Consider the following 19,082-nt stretch of genomic DNA (forward strand, 5'->3'; position numbering starts at 1 on the left):
CTTGTTTTTTAATATTTTTAAAATGATTGTGCAAATAAATCACGGATTGATAGCATTAAATATTGAAGTAAAGCTGCAAGAATCTGCTTCAACTTGCTATTGCTCGAGTTAAAACCTCAGGGCTACATGAATGATGTCGCATGGAATCAAGTAGCCCTTGATCAAACCTGTAAGCTAAAAAGGCTGCTTATACAGGCTGACTCTGCAAAAAGTCACGATGAATATGGCTTAAATCAATTAAATCATAAGCTTGAAGATTAAATATTTTCCAGACTGCTAAAAAGTCTTCTTTTAAGTCTACATTTGAGGTCGCAATTGGACGCTCCTGCCATTGCAGGTCTGAAATCCACAAATAGGTTTGTTGGCTCACATGATTAATGGCCTGCACCTTACCTTCTGCATTAATCCCTTGTACATGCGTATTTGCAGGTAAAACCGGTTCAATATTAGGCAAACTTATTTCTACAAAATGTTTAACTTGACGAAGTCCATAACCTGCAAAAATTTCTTTTTGCGCAGCCGTTAACTGGTCATACTTCTCTAAAATATCTGAAATCATTGTTTCGCCTATCATTTTCCTTTCCAAATTTAACCGACCAGCAGTGGAACCATAAATAATTTCATCTCTATACATTATTCATGCGATTCACTGTATGGTTATACGTGATTCTTATACCTTATAAATTGACTTTTTATTATCCGACAATAGTTCAAAATGTCATCTTTATGAACCGATATTTTTACATATGCTTATTTAACTTTGATTAAACCTCATTAACTGACGCTAAAATAATTAAGCAAAGTCCAGGCCAGATTGATTCAAATTTTAATATTGTTACGACTTTTTCAGTTGCGCTCGCGGATGTGCCTGATCATAGACCTGTGCCAAATGGTCAAAATCGACATGAGTATAAATTTGCGTGGTGGTTAAATTACTATGCCCCAACATTTCTTGAACCGCGCGCAAATCCCGGCTGTTTGACAACATATGACTTGCAAAGCAATGGCGCAACAAATGCGGATGCAAATCAACATTTACCCCAGCCCGCAGGGCTTGCAGTTTCACCCGATTTTCAATTTGCCGCGCCCCCAGCGGATTGCCCTTTTGAGTAATAAAAACCTGCGCATCCGGTATAAAATCACCCTGCCATAATGGATAGATTTGCAGCCATTGCATTACTGCATCTCGAGCTTTGCTACCAAAAGGCACCACCCGGGTTTTATTCCCCTTACCGGTAATACGTAACAGCTGGCGATTAAAATCGATATCTTTAATCCGCAGCCCCTGCACTTCAGCCAAACGCAAACCACTGGAGTACAACAGCTCCAAAATGGCTTTATCGCGTAACCACATTTGTTGTTCTATCGGTTTTTCAGGGGCTGGCTGATCCAGAATCTGGTTCACGGTTTCAATGTCGACCATCCCCGGAAGCGGTCTGGGAATACGTTTTAACTGAAAATCATCGGCAGGATTAAACGCCAGATACTGGCCCTGCTCGGCCCATTTCATAAACTGGCGTATGGACGATAACATCCGCTGCAAACTACTGGAACTGAGCTGTTGCTGTTCAACTTTATAAGCCAAATATTCACGTAAATCTGTGGTTTCGATATTGGCCATTTTCAGTTTTTTGTTCTCACAAAAATTTAAAAAATCGGAAACATCACGTTCATAAGCCAGTAAAGTATGTTTAGACTGATTTTGAATTTCTCGTTCTTTTAACCACATGACCAATAAATCGTGAGGAGAACGTTGCTGCATATCCGGATTCATCACGTTTTTCCCTAGTTTATTAATGGCTATGATTGATATCCGTGGTATCACACACTGCAGCTTTCACAGCGGCTATTGATCAACACCGCATCACCAAAATATGAATTGATCTTTGCATTCTATCTGCTTCATTGTGATAGACACAATCAAGACAGCAAAAATAAAAAAGCACCATCATTATGACAGTGCTTTTTTGTTCATAATATGAGTTTTACTGCTGGAAATAACTCAAATCGATACGGCCCTGATAAACATTAGCCGTTGGACCGGTCATCCAGACCACATCACCCTCTTTCCATTCAATTTGCAGTTTGCCACCAGCCAGTTCAATCTCGACCGAGTTGGCCAGCAAACCACGGCGCATACCGGATACTGCTGCAGCACAAGCACCTGTACCACAAGCCAGGGTTTCACCCACGCCACGCTCAAACACACGCAAACGTGCATGCTTTTCATCAATAATTTGCATAAAGCCGGCATTAACACGTTGCGGGAAACGCTCATGCGATTCCACTTGCGGGCCTATACCGGAGACATCTGCCGTGAGCACATCGGGCACAATGGTGACTGCATGCGGATTACCCATATTCACCACATCAATGATAATGCTTTCATCATTAGCCAAAGCCAGGCTGTATAGGTTTTCAGGCGCATCCGCAAGGAATGGAATCTGGTTCGGCAAGAATTTTGGATAACCCATATTCACCCGCACCCAGCCATTTTGACCTAACTCAGGTTCCACAATACCGGCTTTGGTTTGTACTTTAATTTTGGTTTTTGTGGTCAACTGACGTTCATGCACAAAACGTGCAAAACAGCGCACGCCATTACCGCATTGCTCCACTTCGGAACCGTCAGCATTGAAGATACGATATTTAAAATCGACATTGGGTAAATCTGGCGGCTCAACAATCAGCAACTGGTCGAAACCGATGCCAAAGTGGCGGTCTGCCAGACGCTGAATGGTGACAGTATCTAGGTAGGCACGCTGGCTAATCAGGTCAACCACCATAAAGTCATTGCCCAGACCATGCATTTTGGTAAATTCTAAAAACATCTCAGAGTTCTCCATTATGGCAATAATCGCTCGCGTTCCCACAAAGATTCAACGCTTTCACGCTCACGAATCAAATGTGCCTGATCGCCATCCACCATCACTTCAGCAGCACGACCACGGCTGTTGTAGTTCGAGCTCATCACAAAACCGTAAGCACCAGCACCCAATACGGCAAGTACATCATTTTCTTTTAGTGCCAACTGACGTTCTTTACCCAAGAAATCGCCCGTTTCGCAAATCGCACCCACTACGTCCCACTCTTTCGCTTCAACATCGCTACGTGGGGTCACTTCCTGAATATCCATCCAGGCTTCATATAAAGCTGGACGAATCAGGTCGTTCATTGCGGCATCAATAATGGCAAAATTACGGTGATTGGTCGGTTTGAGCAAATCGACTTTAGTCAGCAATACACCGGCATTGGCAGAAATACTGCGACCCGGTTCCATATACACTTTCAGACCAAGTTTTTCTAAAGCTGGTTTTAGTGCATTGGCATATTCTTCAACAGTCGGTGGAACTTCATCTTTATAAGTCACACCCAAACCACCACCAATATCGATATGTTTGAGAGTGATGCCCATCTCTTTTAACTTGTCGATCATCACAATCACACGATCAAGTGCATCAACAAATGGCTGGGTTTCAGTCAATTGTGAACCGATGTGACAGTCAATCCCGACTACATCCAAATTCGGCAATGATGCTGCATATTGATAGGTTTCAAATACAGTATCGGAAGGAATACCGAATTTGTTTTCTTTTAAACCGGTAGAAATATAGGGATGGGTTTTGGCATCGACATCCGGATTGACACGTAAAGAAATCGGGGCTTTTTTACCTAAATTTGCCGCAACTTTTTGAATACGGTCCAGCTCTGCATAAGACTCGACATTGAAGCAGGCAATACCCACTTCAAGCGCTTTTTGGATATCCGCTTCAGATTTACCCAAGCCCGAGAATACAATTTTAGACGCATCGCCGCCTGCTTTCAGCACACGGGCAAGCTCACCGCCTGTGACAATATCGAAGCCCGCGCCACGCTTGGCCAATACATTCAACACCGCAAGGTTAGAGTTAGACTTTACCGCAAAACAAATTTGATGATCGATAAAGCTAAATGCACGATCCATATCTAAATAATGCTTTTCAAAAGTTGCTTTTGAATAAACATAAAGTGGCGTGCCAAATTGCTGCGCAAGCTGTTGTAGAGAACATTGCTCGGCGTGCAAAACCCCATTGATGCGGGTAAAACTCATGAATGTATCCTTTCGATGACGCGTTTAGATATTGAAAATTAATTCGTTTCAGCAGATGAAGCGGGAAGCTCTTGTGCTACCGGAGCTGCTTCTTGCTTATTCGAAGATTGCTGTTTTGAATCTACATTGGGATATAACAAATATTTTGCACGTTTGTCATAGTTTTGATCGCCAGGTAGCTGTAAAGCACCCGATTGACCACAACCGACTAAAGCAAAACCTGTTGCCAATACACTGATGCAGCAAATGACAAGACGCATCTGACCACCTATTTCATATTTTCGAAGAAGTATAACCTGATCATGTGACCTGACCAAAGCACTAAACGCTAGAGATTATAGTGAGATAAAAAAAAATGCCAGTTTGAAACCGGCGTTTTAATCATTTGCAGGGATTATTTATGTTTTGGTTTGTAGAAACCAAAATAGCCAATAATCAAAATAATGAACCAGATTGGACTGACCATCAGCGCTTTCATGGTATCGGCTTCCAAAGACAACACAAAGATCATGCCAATAAAGAAGATAATGACCACCCAACAGGTAAACAATCCACCTGGCAGTTTAAAGGTTGATTTTGCATGTAATTCTGGACGTGTTTTGTAATACACGATATAGCTCCAGATGATCATCAGCCATACACAGATAAACAAAATAGTAGATAGCGTTGTTGCAAGAGTAAAAGCTTCAACCGTATTCGGTACGAAGTACTGTAGTGCAGCACCTAGCAATAAACAAATCGCAGAGAAATATAAGGCATTCGCAGGAACAGCACGTTTATTCAAATGTCCAAAAGCTTTAGGACCCTGCTCTTCACGTGACAAACCAAACAACATACGGCTGGTTGAGAATACCCCACTGTTCATGGATGACATCACCGAAGATAACACTACCAAATTCATGATGATGGCTGCTGCCGCAATACCGGCCTGGCTAAACAGGTTTACAAACGGACTGATGCTAGGATCAATTTTATTCCATGGTGTTACCGACATGACAATGATCAGTGCCAACACATAGAAAATAATGATACGAATCGGAATCGAGTTGACCGCTTTAGGCAAGTTGCGCTCTGGATCTTTGGTTTCAGCTGCAGTTGTACCGACCAGCTCTACCCCAACAAAGGCGAAGATCGCAATCTGGAAGCCTGCCAGGAAGCCGGTTACTCCCGTTGGGAAAATACCGTCATGTGACCAAAGATGAGTAAATGACGCTACTTCACCTGCGGTTGAAGTGAATCCGGTAAAGATCATCCATAAACCGACAGCAATCAGTACCACAATGGCAATAATTTTGATTAAAGCAAACCAGAACTCCAGTTCACCGAATAATTTAACCGTAACCAGATTCAGCCCCATGATAAAGACAATGGCCGCAACACTGATCATTACCCCTTCGCCAGGCGTAAACGGCAGCCCTCCATTAAAGAATTGCAGGTAATAAATAATGGCTGAAAGGTCGGCAATACCAATGGTGATCCAGCACAGCCAATAGGTCCAGCCGACAAAATAGCCCGCCCACGGACCAATTAAATCTGTCGCAAAATCAATAAAAGACTTGTATTTCAGGTTAGACAGTAACAGTTCGCCAAGCGCACGCATGACCAAAAAAACCATAAAACCAATAATCATATAAATGATCAGAATTGATGGACCAGCCAAACTGATGGTTTTGCCCGAACCCATGAACAACCCGGTACCAATTGCACCGCCAATGGCGATGAGTTGCAGATGTCTATTGGATAAACTTCGTTTAAGTTCACCGTCTTCAACGGATGAACTTAGGTTTTCATTTGACATTGTTATTTTCGTCTCTAAATTTAATGTGTTAAAAGTAGCCCAAAACAAAAAAAATAAAAAAAGTTTTTTGAGCGATTATTTAATATTTTTCAAGCCTAATGGCGCTTTAGATTATTTTTCATACACTTTAGGTCCTTTTTATTTCCTTTATTAAACTTTCCATGAATTGGCAGTTTACGTGCCAAATTTTGATTTGGCGATAGAACATACAAAAAATTGTGTTTCTGAACGGCTATTGCTACATTCACAAATACTCTTTTAGCTTTCACAAGATTTATATTTTATGAGTAAGGTCAAAACTGTTTACCGCTGTGAACAATGTGGAACGGATCATCCAAAATGGGCAGGTCAATGTACAGATTGTGGTGAATGGAATAGTCTGACCGAAGTTCGCCTTGAACCTGCAGTGAGCCACCGTGCACAACCGAAAATGGGCGGCGGCTATGCCGGTCAGGCGGCAAACATTACCACCCTGAATAAAGTTTCTGTTTCACATGAAACACGTTTGGCCACAGGGATTGGTGAATTTGACCGCGTACTGGGCGGTGGCCTGGTCACGGGTTCTGTCGTACTGATTGGCGGTGATCCCGGAATCGGTAAATCTACTATTCTTCTACAAACCGCAACCCATATGGCAGATGCACAAAGTTCTGCACTCTATGTGACCGGTGAGGAATCGTTGTCGCAGGTTGCGTTACGTGCGCACCGTTTAGAACTGCCGACTGAACACCTGAAAGTCATGGCAGAAACCTGTGTGGAACGAATCTGCGAGGTGCTTGCACAAGAACGTCCTGCAGTTGCCATTCTGGATTCCATCCAGACGCTGTATACCGAAACCCTGCAATCTGCTCCGGGTGGTGTTTCTCAAATTCGTGAATCCGCAGCCTTGCTGACCCGTTTTGCCAAAAATAGTGGGACTGCCCTGTTCTTGGTCGGCCATGTGACCAAAGAAGGCGCACTGGCGGGCCCTCGGGTGCTGGAACATATGGTCGACTGTGTACTGTATTTTGAAGGTCAGTCCGACTCGCGTTATCGCATGATTCGTGCGGTGAAAAACCGTTTTGGAGCCGTCAACGAACTGGGCGTATTTGGCATGACCGATAAAGGCTTGCGTGAAGTCGCCAATCCGTCTGCCATTTTCTTGAGCCGTTATGATGAAGCCATTCCCGGTTCTATTGTGATGATTAGCCGCGAAGGAACCCGGCCACTTCTAGTGGAAGTTCAAGCGCTGGTGGATGATGCTCATGGACAACCGCGTCGTGTCGCACTGGGTTTGGAACAAAACCGTTTAAATATGCTACTGGCAGTCATGCACCGTCATGGTGGCGTGCAAACCTCCGGACAGGATGTTTATGTCAATGTGGTTGGTGGTCTAAAAATTACTGAAACCGGTTCTGACCTTGCTGTATTGCTGGCCTGCGCTTCAAGCTTGCGCGGCAAGGCCTTACCACAACAACTGGCAGTATTTGGCGAAGTTGGCTTATCGGGTGAAATCCGTCCGGTGCCGAATGGTCAGGAGCGCTTAAAAGAAGCCATTAAGCACGGTTTTAAATACATTATTTTACCGCGTGGCAATGCGCCACAAAAACCAATCCCGAATGTACAGATCATTTCAGTAGCACGCTTGCATGAAGCTTTAACCGAAGCCATGAATCTAAGCGAAGAATTGGCTTAAGCTTAAACACATGAAAAGTCATGTAAAAAAATTACCACTTTGTTATTGAAATTCGCTGTAAATGCCTGCATAACTATAGGGCTATAATTTCATTTTTATTTATTAGGAAGACTCAATGGAAGTTCGACAGCGTAGTTTGATGGCCGGTATTTTAATGGCAGCTATGGTGGTTGCACCAATGGCTGAAGCGAAACGTGCGGGTGGCGGTAAAAGCCATGGCATGAGTCGTTCTGCTGCTCCAAGCCAATCTTACCAACAACCACGTCAAGCTGCTCCTGCCCAACAACCTGTTGCTCCTGCTACAGCCCCACAAAAATCAGGTCCGGGTGTAGGTGGTATGGTTGCTGCTGGTGTTGCTGGTGCTGCGATTGGTGCAGTTGCAGCCAATGCAATGGCGGATGACAAACCTGCTGCAAGTAGTGCTGATGCGACAGCACAACAGCAGCAAGAAGAAAAAGGCGGACTTCCAAGCTGGATCTGGATTCTTCTGGCAGCAGCAGTCGCTTTCTTCTTGTTCCGTAAATTCGGAGCAAAAAAAAAACTAGCCGCTAACAATCCGTATGCACCAAACAATGCTGGCAACACAGCACCGTTTGGTCAGCAAAATGCAGCACCACGTACTTCAAATGACAACAGCAATATTTTTGGTCAAACAGTAGGTGGTGCTGCAGGTGCAGCAACTCAAGCGCCTTTTGGTGCTGCTTCAACACAAAGCGGCAACCAGTTGCCAGACGGTACTGAACCTGCTGCATTTTTGCGTGTTGCCCGTCAGCGCTTTAACCATATTCAGTCCATGAATACAGCAAGCAACATTGCTGAAATTCAACGTTATTTAACGCCTGATCTTTATCAGTCGATGTATAACGACATTATGGCGAACCAAGACCAGGATGTTGCTGAATTCTCTAACCTGAATGCCATGGTTACAGATTCTGCAACTGAAAATGGTCAATATGTGGTAAGCGTACGTTTCACCGGTACAGTAAGCGAAGACTTAAACAGCTTGCCGCAACCTTTTGCAGAAGTTTGGCATTTCACCAAACCTGCTGGTTCTACTCAAGACTGGTTGGTTGCAGGCATTCAGCAAGAAAGCTAATCCTTTGTTAAATACTGCTCTGCTAAATACACTGACATGAGTGGGTGTTTTTAGCTGCAATACTGTAAAAGCCAATCTTCGGATTGGCTTTTTTATTTCATTCCTTTTAGGCTATAGCAAAAGTTTTTGGATACATGTATGTCTAACCGAATTTCTCCCCCTGCCTCGCTGATGAATTTAGCCATTACAGGAAATGCCAAAGCGCAATTTGAACTGGCCGAGCTATATATGCAAAGCGAGCATGATGATGACATTATCCTTGCTGAAGAATGGGCACTGAAAGCCGCTGAAAATGGCCATGTTGAAGCGATGTACTGGTTGGGTGAAGGTTATACCGTTTATGCCAAAGACCTGGCAGAAGAAGACCCTGAAGAATCCAAAGCACATTTTGAATTGGGTTATTACTGGCTGAGTAAAGCCAATATGCAAAAACACCCTGCTGCGACTTTAGAGTTAGCGGGTTATTTCCGTCGTGGTGATGTAATTGAAAAAGACGTCGCCAAATCTGTGTCTTTAGTCAAACAGGCTGCTGAATGGGGCGATACTCAAGCCATGCGTGATCTAGCTTGCATCTATGAACACGGTTTGGGTGTCGAAGTAGACGAAGAAAAAGCGGATTACTGGTCTGAAAAAGCCCAATCTACTGAAAAATAATTAGATTAAAAAGCCCATCAAATGATGTAATGCCAGTCAGTTAAGAAATTGACAGGTATTTTCTTTTTTAAATTCATGACTGTAGTTGATATGTGGAAAAGTCATCCGCAACTGTTTGAGGCAGGACTACATTTAAAAATGATTGTTTCTGCGATAAATTTACTAGTTGATAGTGGCTGACGAGTTTTGCGGATGACATATGCCTTTGGTTACTTTGGGCGAAACCAAAGTAACAAATGAGCTGCAAGACTTTGATTTAAAACGGTAAGACTCCGTCGTAAACTGCTAAAAAGCTAAAGAGTCTATTTCGAAACTCCTTAACTGATCAGCATTAATCCAATGATGGGCTTTTGTTTTATACAGTTTTTAAATATTAACTCTGGCTATCATCATTTACTTCAACAACAATCACTTGTCGACAAATCCCCTCTACTTGACGCTGCTGCTCAAAAACTAAAGCAGGCATAGCCTCAAAACTGTCAAAGAAACAGATTTCATCCGCATTTAGATCGTAAACAAGTGAGTGATTACCTACATTCTCTAAGGTATCGTAATAGACAATCACAAATTTATTTTGATCAAATGCATGCTGGATTTGCTGATAATTTAACGCAGGCAGAATAGGTAGACCTAGTTGCTCTGCTTCTTGATAACTGATTTTTTCACTCTCTTGAAGATCAGGGTCATGATCGGTATAAAACTGAACATTAAAACCAAACTTTTTCAGTGCTACAGCTAAGCCTATAGTGGTCGTGCCATTTTCCGAATCATACCCACATACATCTACAAGTTGCTGAATATCAGCATCGATGCCTAAATGCTGCAACAGCATCCATACCGCAAAAATACCGCCATTTGCTTCTAGATTGGCTAATTCTTCAGGCATTTCTAAAGCCATAATTTTCATCCAAAATATGATTGCGTTGATATTAAACAATTTGCGATTGGAACAAAATCAATTTCCAAGTACAATACTCCGCTAGTCGAGGGATGCTGCGACTTTCTTACAGGCATATAAATGTAAGATAGCCAGGCTCGACGATCGGTTTAAATACTCTTTTGAACCAAAAACGGCATCCGCGAACAGAACGATCCAATCTATTTTTTCCTAGGAGATCCTGATGAACGCGGTTACTGCTTCATTTACAGATTATAAAGTTGCCGATATTTCACTTGCTGATTACGGCCGTAAAGAAATCAAACTAGCTGAAGCTGAAATGCCAGCCCTGATCGGTTTGCGTAAACGCTACTCGGCAGCAAAACCACTTGCAGGCGCGAAAATTCTCGGCTGTATCCACATGACCATTCAAACTGCAGTTCTTATTGAAACTCTGGTTGAATTAGGTGCAGAAGTACGTTGGACTTCATGTAACATCTTCTCTACTCAAGACCATGCTGCTGCTGCAATTGCCGCATCTGGTGTTCCAGTATTTGCTTGGAAAGGCGAAACTGAAGAAGAATACATGTGGTGTCTTGAACAGCAAATCAATGTCAATGGCAAACCTTGGGATGCCAACATGATTCTGGATGATGGCGGCGACTTGACTGCTGTTGTTCACGAAAAATATCCAGAATTGATTGCTAAAATTCACGGTATTACTGAAGAAACGACTACAGGTGTAGCTCGTCTTCTAGAAATGTGGAAAGACGGTTCACTTAAAGTTCCTGCAATCAACGTAAACGATTCAGTTACTAAATCTAAAAACGACAACAAATACGGTTGCCGTCACTCACTCAACGATGCGATCAAACGTGGTACAGATATGCTTTTATCTGGCCGTCGTGCGCTTGTGATCGGTTATGGTGACGTAGGTAAAGGTTCTGCTCAATCACTTCGTCAAGAAGGCATGATTGTACGTGTATCTGAAATCGATCCAATCTGTGCAATGCAAGCCTGCATGGACGGTTACGAAGTTGTATCTCCATACAAAAATGGCGTACAAACTGGTAAAAAAGAAGATGTAAATGTTGATCTTCTACAAAATACTGACCTGATCGTAACCACGACTGGTAACTACCACGTATGTGACGCTGCAATGCTTGATACATTAAAAGCTGGCGCAGTGGTGTGTAACATCGGTCACTTCGACACTGAAATCGATACCAACTACTTACGTGGTTACAAATGGGTTGAAGTTAAACCTCAAGTACACCAAGTGTATCGTACAGAAAACGAAAACGATTACCTGATCCTTCTTTCTGAAGGTCGTTTGGTGAACCTGGGTAATGCGACTGGTCACCCTTCACGTGTAATGGACGGTTCATTTGCTAACCAGGTATTGGCTCAAATGCACTTGTTCGCCGAAAAATTTGCTGATCTTCCTGAAGACCAAAAACAAGCTGCGATTCGTGTAGAACTTCTTCCTAAGAAATTGGATGAAGAAGTTGCTGCTGCAATGGTTGCTGGTTTCGGTGGTGTATTGACTACCTTGACTCAAGAACAAGCTGACTACTTAGGCGTTGCTGTTGAAGGTCCTTTTAAATCTGAGTCTTATAAATACTAATTGCCCTCACCCCATCCCTCTCCCATAGGGAGAGGGTGATCAACTAAATTATTCTTGATGAGGTTTTAAAAACATCACTTGAATAAATTAGACTTAAGCCCTAAAAAATTCAGTAATGAATTCTCCTCTCCTGAGCGAACTTTAAGCACTGCTTTAAAGTGAAGCGCAAGAGAGGTCAGGGAGAGGGTGAAAATTAAAACAGTATTTATAAAAAGGATTTGAAAATGTCTAAACGTGTTCCTATTTCGTTTGAATTTTTTCCAACCAAAACTGATGTCGGTGCGGAAAAACTTCGTGTTGTTCATAAAGAATTACAACTGTTAAATCCTGAATTTTTTTCAGTGACTTATGGTGCTGGCGGTTCTACTCGCGAACGTACACTTGCTGCAATCAACGACTTTAACGGTAAAGGCACCCCTGTTGCCCCTCACCTGTCTTGTATCGGGGATGACAAAGCGCGTATTGCCGAGTTGCTTGATTTGTACAAATCGCAAGGCATTGACCGTATTGTGGCGCTGCGTGGTGACTTACCTTCAGGTCAGGTAGGTTTGGGCGAATTGCCTTATGCACAAGATCTGGTTCGTTTTATTCGCGAACATTCAGGCGATCATTTCACGATTGAAGTGGCTGCTTATCCTGAAATGCATCCACAGGCAGAAAACTTTGATAAAGACATTCAACACTTTGTCGAAAAAGCCAATGCCGGTGCCAATGCCGCTTTAACCCAGTTCTTCTTTAATCCGGATGCCTACTTCTACTTTGTAGACCGCATTCAAAAACAAGGTGTGAATATTCCGGTAGCGCCTGGCATTATGCCAATCACCAATGCAAGCAACCTGATTCGCTTTGCTGATGGTACCGGTGCCGAAATTCCACGCTGGATTCGTAAGCAATTGGCCACCTATGGCGATGACACAGCAAGTATCAAAGCTTTTGGTCATGAAGTAGTAGTGAACTTGTGTGAACGTCTGCTTGCAGGCGGTGCACCAAGTTTGCACTTCTATACCATGAACACCACTGATCCAACCCGTCAGCTCGTGCTCGATCTTGGTCTGGCCTAATTTTTTATCTGATTTGTGAGTAATACTTAAATGCCGCGTTTCTATATTGAAGCTGATTTAGCTGTTGATATGAATGTTGAATTAACCGAAACGGTTTTTCATCACTGGGTCAAAGTATTACGTGCACAAGCAGGTGAAAAAGCCACCTTGTTCAATGGACAAGGTGGTGAGTATGAAGTTACGCTTATTGAAGTAACAAAAAAGTCAGCGACCGTTTCTGTTGACTCATTTAATCCTGATGATCGCACCCCTGCATTTAGCACCTTGCTTGGACAAGTGATGAGCAAAGGTGACCGGATGGATTATGCCATTCAAAAAGCCACAGAACTTGGGGTTTCTAAAATTCAGCTGCTGACTTCCGAACGTTGTGAAATGCGGCTTAAGTATGATCGTGACCAAAAGAAAATCGACCATTGGCAAGGAATTGCAATTGCGGCTTGCGAACAATGCGGTATGAACAAAGTTCCTGAAGTATTAGCACCTGTATCGTTACAGGACTGGCTGGTCAGTGAGTTGCCTGCAACAAAACTTGTACTCGCACCCAATAAAGATCAGGTCAATGTATTAGCCAATGCTACTCCCGATATTGCATTATTGATTGGTCCTGAAGGCGGCTTAAGTGAAGCAGAGATACAAATATCCAACAATGCAGGATTTATAAATTGGTGTATCGGCAATCGTGTGTTACGCACAGAAACTGCACCTATTGTGGCCTTATCCATTTTGAATTATAACTTAACTGTATAGTTCATCAGAATTTAGATAAATGGGGTATGATTAGATTGATTTTTTCAAATAACGTTATTACTCTTGACTTAAAGAAACAAATATATATTTAGAATATAGTTTAGTTTTTGGATAGCGTTAAAATTTAAATAAGTAATTTATTGCAAAACAAAAATAAGGTTTTTGCTTATATGTCAGATATTCAAGACGAGTACATTAAGCAGCATGTGAGTGCTGCTCAAATTATCAATACAATTCGGCTCAGTCGCTTCTTTCTCATAAGTATTGTTCTCGTTTCATTATATGTATATGGCATTTATCAATTTTATTACAGCAAGCCATCTTTTTATTTCAATCTCTGGTTTATTGGCATTGAGCTGTTTTGTGGTTTGAATATCCTGCTGACCAGTATCTACTTCAAGCCCAACCAGTTCAGTTTGAACCATGCACACCGCTGGCTGCAATTCCAAAGTTTTTTAATTGGAAGCAGTATTGGGATTGGTATTAGTCTGATTTACTACTATCTGCCGCAATATAATCCTGCATTTAGTTATGTAAATGCATTAATTTTGTCAGCGTTATTGCTCATCGTCAGTCAGGCATTTGCACTGACCTTTTTAACCCAGCGCTTAAACTATTTCTGTCTGACCTTTATACCGGCTATTTTTCCTTATCTGGCCTCACAATTTATCAGCACAGAAACAACAAATCTCTTATTCCATCTGACCATAAATTTTGCCCTGATTGTGATGTTGTTATGTGCCAATACCACATCGCGTATTCATCAGCGCATTTCTGCTCTTTATTCAAAAAACAATCGTTTGGTCGAAAATGCCAAACAACAGGTTTTATGGACGGATGAATTATGCAAGCAATTACAAACTGAAATTAATAAATCGAAAGATATTGAACTGCAATTACAATTAAATAATCAGCTGCTTGAACAGAAAGTTAAAGAACGGACTTTTGATATTGCCAAAATGAATGCTGATTTAGAAAATCAGCAGCAAAATCTGGTCTTGGCACATGAAATTGCCGGATTGCGTCCATGGGACTGGAATATCAAAGATCGTGAAATTTGGGTAACTGACTCGAAACAGCAAAAAACCCTCAAAACTTCCAAACTGCATCATCATAAACTACAGAATATTGTTCATCCTGATGACATTGAACAGTTCAAACTCGCCATGAAAAAGCACTTACGTGGTCAGTCACCACTTTATGAAGCAAACTATCGCATTCAAAACAGCAGCGGCAAGTGGAAATGGGTACATGACATTGGTCGAGTCATTGTTCGTGATCCTAACAATAAAAAGCCTCTACGTATGGTGGGTATTCGTCGTGATATTCATCAGGAACGTAGCGATCAGGAACGCTTAAAACTCGCAGCGAGCGTACTTCAGCAAGCAGCTGAAGGTATTTTCATTCTTGATGAGCAACTTTGCTATATCGACGTCAATCCATTTTATGAACAGCTCACCGGCTTTTCACACCAGCATATTGTTGGCAAAAATTTGTTTGATATTACCGCAAACTATAAGTCGCAACAAAGAAGCAGCCACCACTCGATTATTCAGCAGCTGGAAAAGATGGGCGAATTTGATGGTGAACTGCACGAAAAATTCCTGTCCGGTAAAGAACTGACCATCTGGATGCACATTAATGCCATTACCGATGAGCAGAATCGTGTCACCCACTATATTGGCATTGTTTCCGATCTGACCGAGCGCAAACTGCAAGAACAACGTTTGTCTTATCTAGAAAATTATGACCCTCTAACGGACTTGCCGAATCGTTTTTATTACAACTATCAATTGCACCAATATTTAGTCAGCCAGAAAGATTCAATTAAACAACTGGCCGTGATTCGTTTGAATATCGACCGTTTCAGACCATTAAATGAGTTTTTAACCAATAGCGGTGGTGACGAGCTGTTACGCCAAGTTGCGCAACGACTGCGCCTGACCAATGCCGAAGCGTTATTTGTAGCGCATCTGAATGGTGATGATTTTGCAATTGTGTATGAACTTTCACATATTCGCCCATCGATTCAGCAACACTGTGAACGCATTACCAAAGCTTTTTCCTTACCTTTTAACATTTTCGGTCAGGACCATATTATCACCCTGTCCATGGGGATTGCGTTCTATCCGGAAAACGGACGCCAGCTAGACTATCTGAACAATTGTGCCGAACAGGCTTTAACAGAAGCCAAAAATCTGGGCGGCAATACCTGTAGTTTCTATTCAAATAACAATACTGCTTTACTTGAGCAAGGCATTTATCTAGAACGTGATTTGCGCCATGCCATCAATAATAATGAGCTGATCGTTTACTATCAGCCAAAAATAAATTTCAGTGATCAAAATATTTATGGTTTTGAGGCGCTGGTGCGTTGGAATCATCCAAGTAAAGGGATTATTCCACCCAACATGTTCATTCCTTTGGCTGAACAAACCAGCCTGATTTCGGATATAGGCAGAATTGTGATTCAACAAACTGCCAAACAAATCCGCCGATGGAATGACTTAGGCTTTAATAATATATGTGTATCGGTCAATGTGGTTGCCCAGCAATTGCAACGTGGTCAGTTACTTCAAGACCTTGATCACGCCATTCAAACCTACAAGATTTCCGGTTCTAGTCTGGAACTTGAAATTACCGAATCATCATTACTGGAAAATTCAGTCACGGTGAAAAACCTGTTGAATGAAATTAAAGACCGTAACATTCATATTTCCCTGGATGACTTTGGAACAGGTTATTCATCCCTATCCTATCTTGCTGATTTTCCAATTGATATTTTAAAAATTGACCGCAGTTTTGTATCCATGATTGGACAAAACAAACAGGAAGCCATTGTGAGTGCCATGATTGCCATGGGCAAGGCTATGGGCATGATGGTGGTTGCAGAGGGAATTGAAACCAAACAACAACTGCAGTATCTGCAAGATCTTGAATGCGATATCGCACAGGGCTTCTTATTTTCCAAACCGCTACCTGAAAAAGAAGCAACTACATACCTAGAACAACATCGACTTATACCTTCTTGATATAAGTCAATCTTTCTAATCTCAAGTTTGCTTGAAAAAGACACATACGCGACTGTGCTAAGGTCACAACAAATGTTATATTCGATTCAACCAAGCAAAAAACCAGCAGCTTTGCTGAATCCCCCAAGTAACAAACGAGATACAGATGGACGATCAATCTTTAAAACAACAGGCATTGTATTATCACGAATTCCCAACACCAGGAAAAATTAGCGTCACCCCTAGCAAGCAACTGGTCAATCAACGTGACTTAGCGCTTGCCTACTCACCTGGTGTTGCTGCACCATGTCTTGAGATTGAACGTGACCCTTCAACCGCTGCTCTTTATACTGCACGCGGTAACCTTGTAGCGGTGGTGAGTAATGGTACTGCGGTACTGGGCTTAGGGAATATCGGTCCTTTAGCCTCTAAACCGGTTATGGAAGGTAAAGGCGTACTGTTCAAAAAATTTGCCGGTGTGGATGTTTTCGATATCGAAATTGCAGAAAACGATCCTGACAAAATTGTCGATATCGTTGCGGCCCTAGAGCCAACCTTTGGTGGTATTAACCTTGAAGACATCAAGGCACCAGAATGTTTCTACATCGAGCAAAAACTTCGTGAACGCATGAACATTCCGGTGTTCCATGACGATCAACACGGTACCTCTATTATCGTAGGTTCAGCTCTTCTTAACGCATTGCAATTGAACGGCAAAAACATCGAAGAGATTAAAATTGTCGCTTCTGGTGCCGGTGCTGCTGCCCTTTCTTGCCTAGACTTGCTTTGTGCTTTAGGTGCGAAAAAAGAAAATATCATCGTAGCGGATTCACGCGGCCTGTTAACCACTAAGCGTGAAGGTCTGGACGAATCTAAAAAACGTTATGTACAAGACATTGAAGGTTCTCAACTTGCCGACGTGATTGGCGGTGCCGATATGTTCCTGGGTCTTTCTGCCGCAGGTATTCTCACCAAAGAAATGGTGAAAACCATGGCTGCTGATCCAATAATCTTTGCCTTGGCGAATCCGGATCCGGAAATTCTGCCTGAACATGCGCATGAAGTTCGTGATGACGTGATCATGGCGACAGGTCGTTCAGATTATCCAAACCAGGTCAACAACGCACTTTGCTTCCCTTATATCTTCCGTGGTGCATTAGACGTTGGCGCAACTACCATCAACGAAGAAATGAAGATCGCTTGTGTACACGCAATTGCTCGCATGGCACATGTTGAAGCAGATGCGGCATCTTATGGCGAAAAATCTGCATCATTTGGCCGTGAATATTTAATTCCGCGTCCGCTTGATCAACGCTTGATTCTTGAAATTGCTCCTGCAATTGCACAAGCAGCTATGGATTCAGGTGTAGCGACTCGTCCAATCAAAGATTTCTCTGCATATCGTCAACGTTTGTCTGAGTTTGTTTACAACTCGGCATTCATAATGAAACCGATTTTTGCTCAGGCTAAAACAGATCCTAAGCGTATTGCCTATGCTGAAGGTGAAGACCTGCGCGTACTTCGTGCAATACAAATTGCCGTGGATGAAGGCTTGGCTCAACCGATTCTGGTTGGTCGTACCGCAGTGATTGAAGCAAACATCAAGAAATTGGGCTTGCGTCTTGAAAATGGTGTGAATATTGAAATCGTAGATCAGGAGAAAAATCCGAACTACGAAAAATTTGCCGATGATTACTACAACATTATGCAACGTAAAGGCGTAACGCCTGAATATGCACAACGTGAAACACGCCGCCGTTCTACCCTCATTGCTGCAATGCTGGTAAAACACGGTTTAGCCGATGGTATGCTATGTGGTACTTACTCAAGTTACGACATCCACTTAGACTTCGTGGGTAATGTGATTGGGAAAAAAGAAGGTCATAACACTTTCTTCACCCTGAATGCGTTAATGCTTGAAGACCGTAACCTGTTCATTGCAGATACCTATATCAACCGTAACCCTACAGCTGAACAACTGGCTGAAATGACCATTTTGGCTGCTGAAGAAGTACGCCGTTTTGGTGTAACACCACGCATCGCGCTTCTTTCTCACTCAAGCTTCGGCAGCGACCAAGATGACTTAAGCGCACAAAAAATGCGTAAAGTATTTGAAATTTTAAGTGAAATTGCACCTGAACTTGAAGTTGAAGGTGAAATGCACGGCGATTCTGCATTGGATGAAAATATTCGCCATTTTGCCTTCCCTAACTCACGTTTCAAAGGTTCGGCAAACTTGCTGATTATGCCTAATCTGGATGCTGCTAACATTTCGTTTAACCTGTTGAAATCAACTTCAGGTAACAATGTGACGATTGGTCCTATCCTGTTGGGTGCTGCAAAACCTGTACACATCTTGACACCAACAACGACTACACGCCGTTTGGTGAACATGACTGCATTAACTGTTGCTGAAATTCAGGAAAATGAAAAATCAGCACTTTAA

General features: G+C 42.4%; 15 protein-coding genes. 8 read left to right on the plus strand and 7 right to left on the minus strand.

Annotation, left to right across the window (positions count from 1 at the left end):
* Positions 1 to 187: 187 nt before the first annotated feature.
* From B9T26_RS08610 to B9T26_RS08635, 6 genes are all read right to left on the minus strand, one after another.
* On the minus strand, positions 188 to 574 hold the full coding sequence (locus B9T26_RS08610; RefSeq protein WP_227518790.1) for a hypothetical protein: 387 nt from the start codon (positions 572 to 574) through the stop codon (positions 188 to 190).
* Between the two features lie 261 nt (positions 575 to 835).
* Positions 836 to 1,729 carry a site-specific tyrosine recombinase/integron integrase gene (gene xerA, locus B9T26_RS08615; RefSeq protein WP_171262968.1) on the minus strand — a complete coding sequence of 298 codons (894 nt, stop codon included), beginning with the start codon at positions 1,727 to 1,729 and terminating at the stop codon, positions 836 to 838.
* A 256-nt stretch (positions 1,730 to 1,985) separates the two neighbouring features.
* Positions 1,986 to 2,831, minus strand: a complete 846-nt coding sequence (gene dapF / locus B9T26_RS08620; RefSeq protein ID WP_086199296.1) for a diaminopimelate epimerase — start codon at positions 2,829 to 2,831, stop codon at positions 1,986 to 1,988.
* A 14-nt stretch (positions 2,832 to 2,845) separates the two neighbouring features.
* Positions 2,846 to 4,090 carry a diaminopimelate decarboxylase gene (gene lysA / locus B9T26_RS08625; protein WP_086199297.1) on the minus strand — a complete coding sequence of 415 codons (1,245 nt, stop codon included), beginning with the start codon at positions 4,088 to 4,090 and terminating at the stop codon, positions 2,846 to 2,848.
* A gap of 38 nt (positions 4,091 to 4,128) precedes the next feature.
* On the minus strand, positions 4,129 to 4,350 hold the full coding sequence (gene lptM / locus B9T26_RS08630; protein ID WP_086199298.1) for an LPS translocon maturation chaperone LptM: 222 nt from the start codon (positions 4,348 to 4,350) through the stop codon (positions 4,129 to 4,131).
* A 134-nt stretch (positions 4,351 to 4,484) separates the two neighbouring features.
* Positions 4,485 to 5,888, minus strand: coding sequence for an amino acid permease (locus tag B9T26_RS08635; protein WP_086199299.1), 1,404 nt, complete (start codon positions 5,886 to 5,888; stop codon positions 4,485 to 4,487).
* A 283-nt stretch (positions 5,889 to 6,171) separates the two neighbouring features.
* On the opposite strand from B9T26_RS08635, the gene radA reads away from it, so the two are divergent.
* The 3 genes from radA (at position 6,172) to B9T26_RS08650 (ending at position 9,313) form a co-directional block, all read left to right on the plus strand.
* On the plus strand, positions 6,172 to 7,563 hold the full coding sequence (gene radA, locus B9T26_RS08640; protein ID WP_086199300.1) for a DNA repair protein RadA: 1,392 nt from the start codon (positions 6,172 to 6,174) through the stop codon (positions 7,561 to 7,563).
* Between the two features lie 115 nt (positions 7,564 to 7,678).
* Positions 7,679 to 8,659: a Tim44 domain-containing protein gene (locus tag B9T26_RS08645; protein WP_086199301.1), complete on the plus strand. Its 981-nt coding sequence runs from the start codon at positions 7,679 to 7,681 to the stop codon at positions 8,657 to 8,659.
* Between the two features lie 138 nt (positions 8,660 to 8,797).
* Entirely contained in the window at positions 8,798 to 9,313 is a 516-nt protein-coding gene (locus tag B9T26_RS08650; protein WP_086199302.1) for a tetratricopeptide repeat protein, read from the plus strand.
* A 373-nt stretch (positions 9,314 to 9,686) separates the two neighbouring features.
* Here B9T26_RS08650 and B9T26_RS08655 read toward each other — a convergent pair whose 3' ends face one another.
* Positions 9,687 to 10,211 carry a cysteine peptidase family C39 domain-containing protein gene (locus B9T26_RS08655; RefSeq protein ID WP_086199303.1) on the minus strand — a complete coding sequence of 175 codons (525 nt, stop codon included), beginning with the start codon at positions 10,209 to 10,211 and terminating at the stop codon, positions 9,687 to 9,689.
* 223 nt (positions 10,212 to 10,434) lie between these two features.
* Between B9T26_RS08655 and ahcY the strand changes: the two genes are divergently transcribed.
* From ahcY to B9T26_RS08680, 5 genes are all read left to right on the plus strand, one after another.
* Positions 10,435 to 11,817 (plus strand): adenosylhomocysteinase, encoded by a 1,383-nt coding sequence (ahcY, locus tag B9T26_RS08660; RefSeq protein WP_086199304.1) that lies wholly within the window; start codon positions 10,435 to 10,437, stop codon positions 11,815 to 11,817.
* Positions 11,818 to 12,041: 224 nt separating this feature from the next.
* Positions 12,042 to 12,878: a methylenetetrahydrofolate reductase [NAD(P)H] gene (metF, locus tag B9T26_RS08665; RefSeq protein ID WP_086199305.1), complete on the plus strand. Its 837-nt coding sequence runs from the start codon at positions 12,042 to 12,044 to the stop codon at positions 12,876 to 12,878.
* Positions 12,879 to 12,908: 30 nt separating this feature from the next.
* Positions 12,909 to 13,625, plus strand: a complete 717-nt coding sequence (locus B9T26_RS08670) for a 16S rRNA (uracil(1498)-N(3))-methyltransferase (RefSeq protein ID WP_086199306.1) — start codon at positions 12,909 to 12,911, stop codon at positions 13,623 to 13,625.
* 170 nt (positions 13,626 to 13,795) lie between these two features.
* Complete coding sequence (locus B9T26_RS08675; protein ID WP_086199307.1) at positions 13,796 to 16,657, plus strand: EAL domain-containing protein; 2,862 nt, start codon at positions 13,796 to 13,798, stop codon at positions 16,655 to 16,657.
* A 145-nt stretch (positions 16,658 to 16,802) separates the two neighbouring features.
* A complete protein-coding gene (locus B9T26_RS08680; RefSeq protein WP_086199308.1) occupies positions 16,803 to 19,082 on the plus strand; it encodes an NADP-dependent malic enzyme in 2,280 nt (759 codons plus the stop codon).

The organism is Acinetobacter sp. ANC 4169 (genome assembly GCF_002135355.1).
Classification (GTDB): Bacteria; Pseudomonadota; Gammaproteobacteria; order Pseudomonadales; family Moraxellaceae; genus Acinetobacter.

Bases quoted from the DNA above. Each gene is read 5' to 3' on its own strand.
- B9T26_RS08675 (WP_086199307.1), top strand. From the start codon at position 13,796: ATGTCAGATATTCAAGACGAGTACATTAAGCAGCATGTGAGTGCTGCT.
- B9T26_RS08635 (WP_086199299.1), bottom strand. From the start codon at position 5,888: ATGTCAAATGAAAACCTAAGTTCATCCGTTGAAGACGGTGAACTTAAA.
- B9T26_RS08645 (WP_086199301.1), top strand. From the start codon at position 7,679: ATGGAAGTTCGACAGCGTAGTTTGATGGCCGGTATTTTAATGGCAGCT.
- metF (WP_086199305.1), top strand. From the start codon at position 12,042: ATGTCTAAACGTGTTCCTATTTCGTTTGAATTTTTTCCAACCAAAACT.
- B9T26_RS08650 (WP_086199302.1), top strand. From the start codon at position 8,798: ATGTCTAACCGAATTTCTCCCCCTGCCTCGCTGATGAATTTAGCCATT.
- lysA (WP_086199297.1), bottom strand. From the start codon at position 4,090: ATGAGTTTTACCCGCATCAATGGGGTTTTGCACGCCGAGCAATGTTCT.
- dapF (WP_086199296.1), bottom strand. From the start codon at position 2,831: ATGTTTTTAGAATTTACCAAAATGCATGGTCTGGGCAATGACTTTATG.
- xerA (WP_171262968.1), bottom strand. From the start codon at position 1,729: ATGTGGTTAAAAGAACGAGAAATTCAAAATCAGTCTAAACATACTTTA.
- ahcY (WP_086199304.1), top strand. From the start codon at position 10,435: ATGAACGCGGTTACTGCTTCATTTACAGATTATAAAGTTGCCGATATT.
- B9T26_RS08655 (WP_086199303.1), bottom strand. From the start codon at position 10,211: ATGGCTTTAGAAATGCCTGAAGAATTAGCCAATCTAGAAGCAAATGGC.
- radA (WP_086199300.1), top strand. From the start codon at position 6,172: ATGAGTAAGGTCAAAACTGTTTACCGCTGTGAACAATGTGGAACGGAT.
- lptM (WP_086199298.1), bottom strand. From the start codon at position 4,350: ATGCGTCTTGTCATTTGCTGCATCAGTGTATTGGCAACAGGTTTTGCT.
- B9T26_RS08610 (WP_227518790.1), bottom strand. From the start codon at position 574: ATGATAGGCGAAACAATGATTTCAGATATTTTAGAGAAGTATGACCAG.
- B9T26_RS08680 (WP_086199308.1), top strand. From the start codon at position 16,803: ATGGACGATCAATCTTTAAAACAACAGGCATTGTATTATCACGAATTC.
- B9T26_RS08670 (WP_086199306.1), top strand. From the start codon at position 12,909: ATGCCGCGTTTCTATATTGAAGCTGATTTAGCTGTTGATATGAATGTT.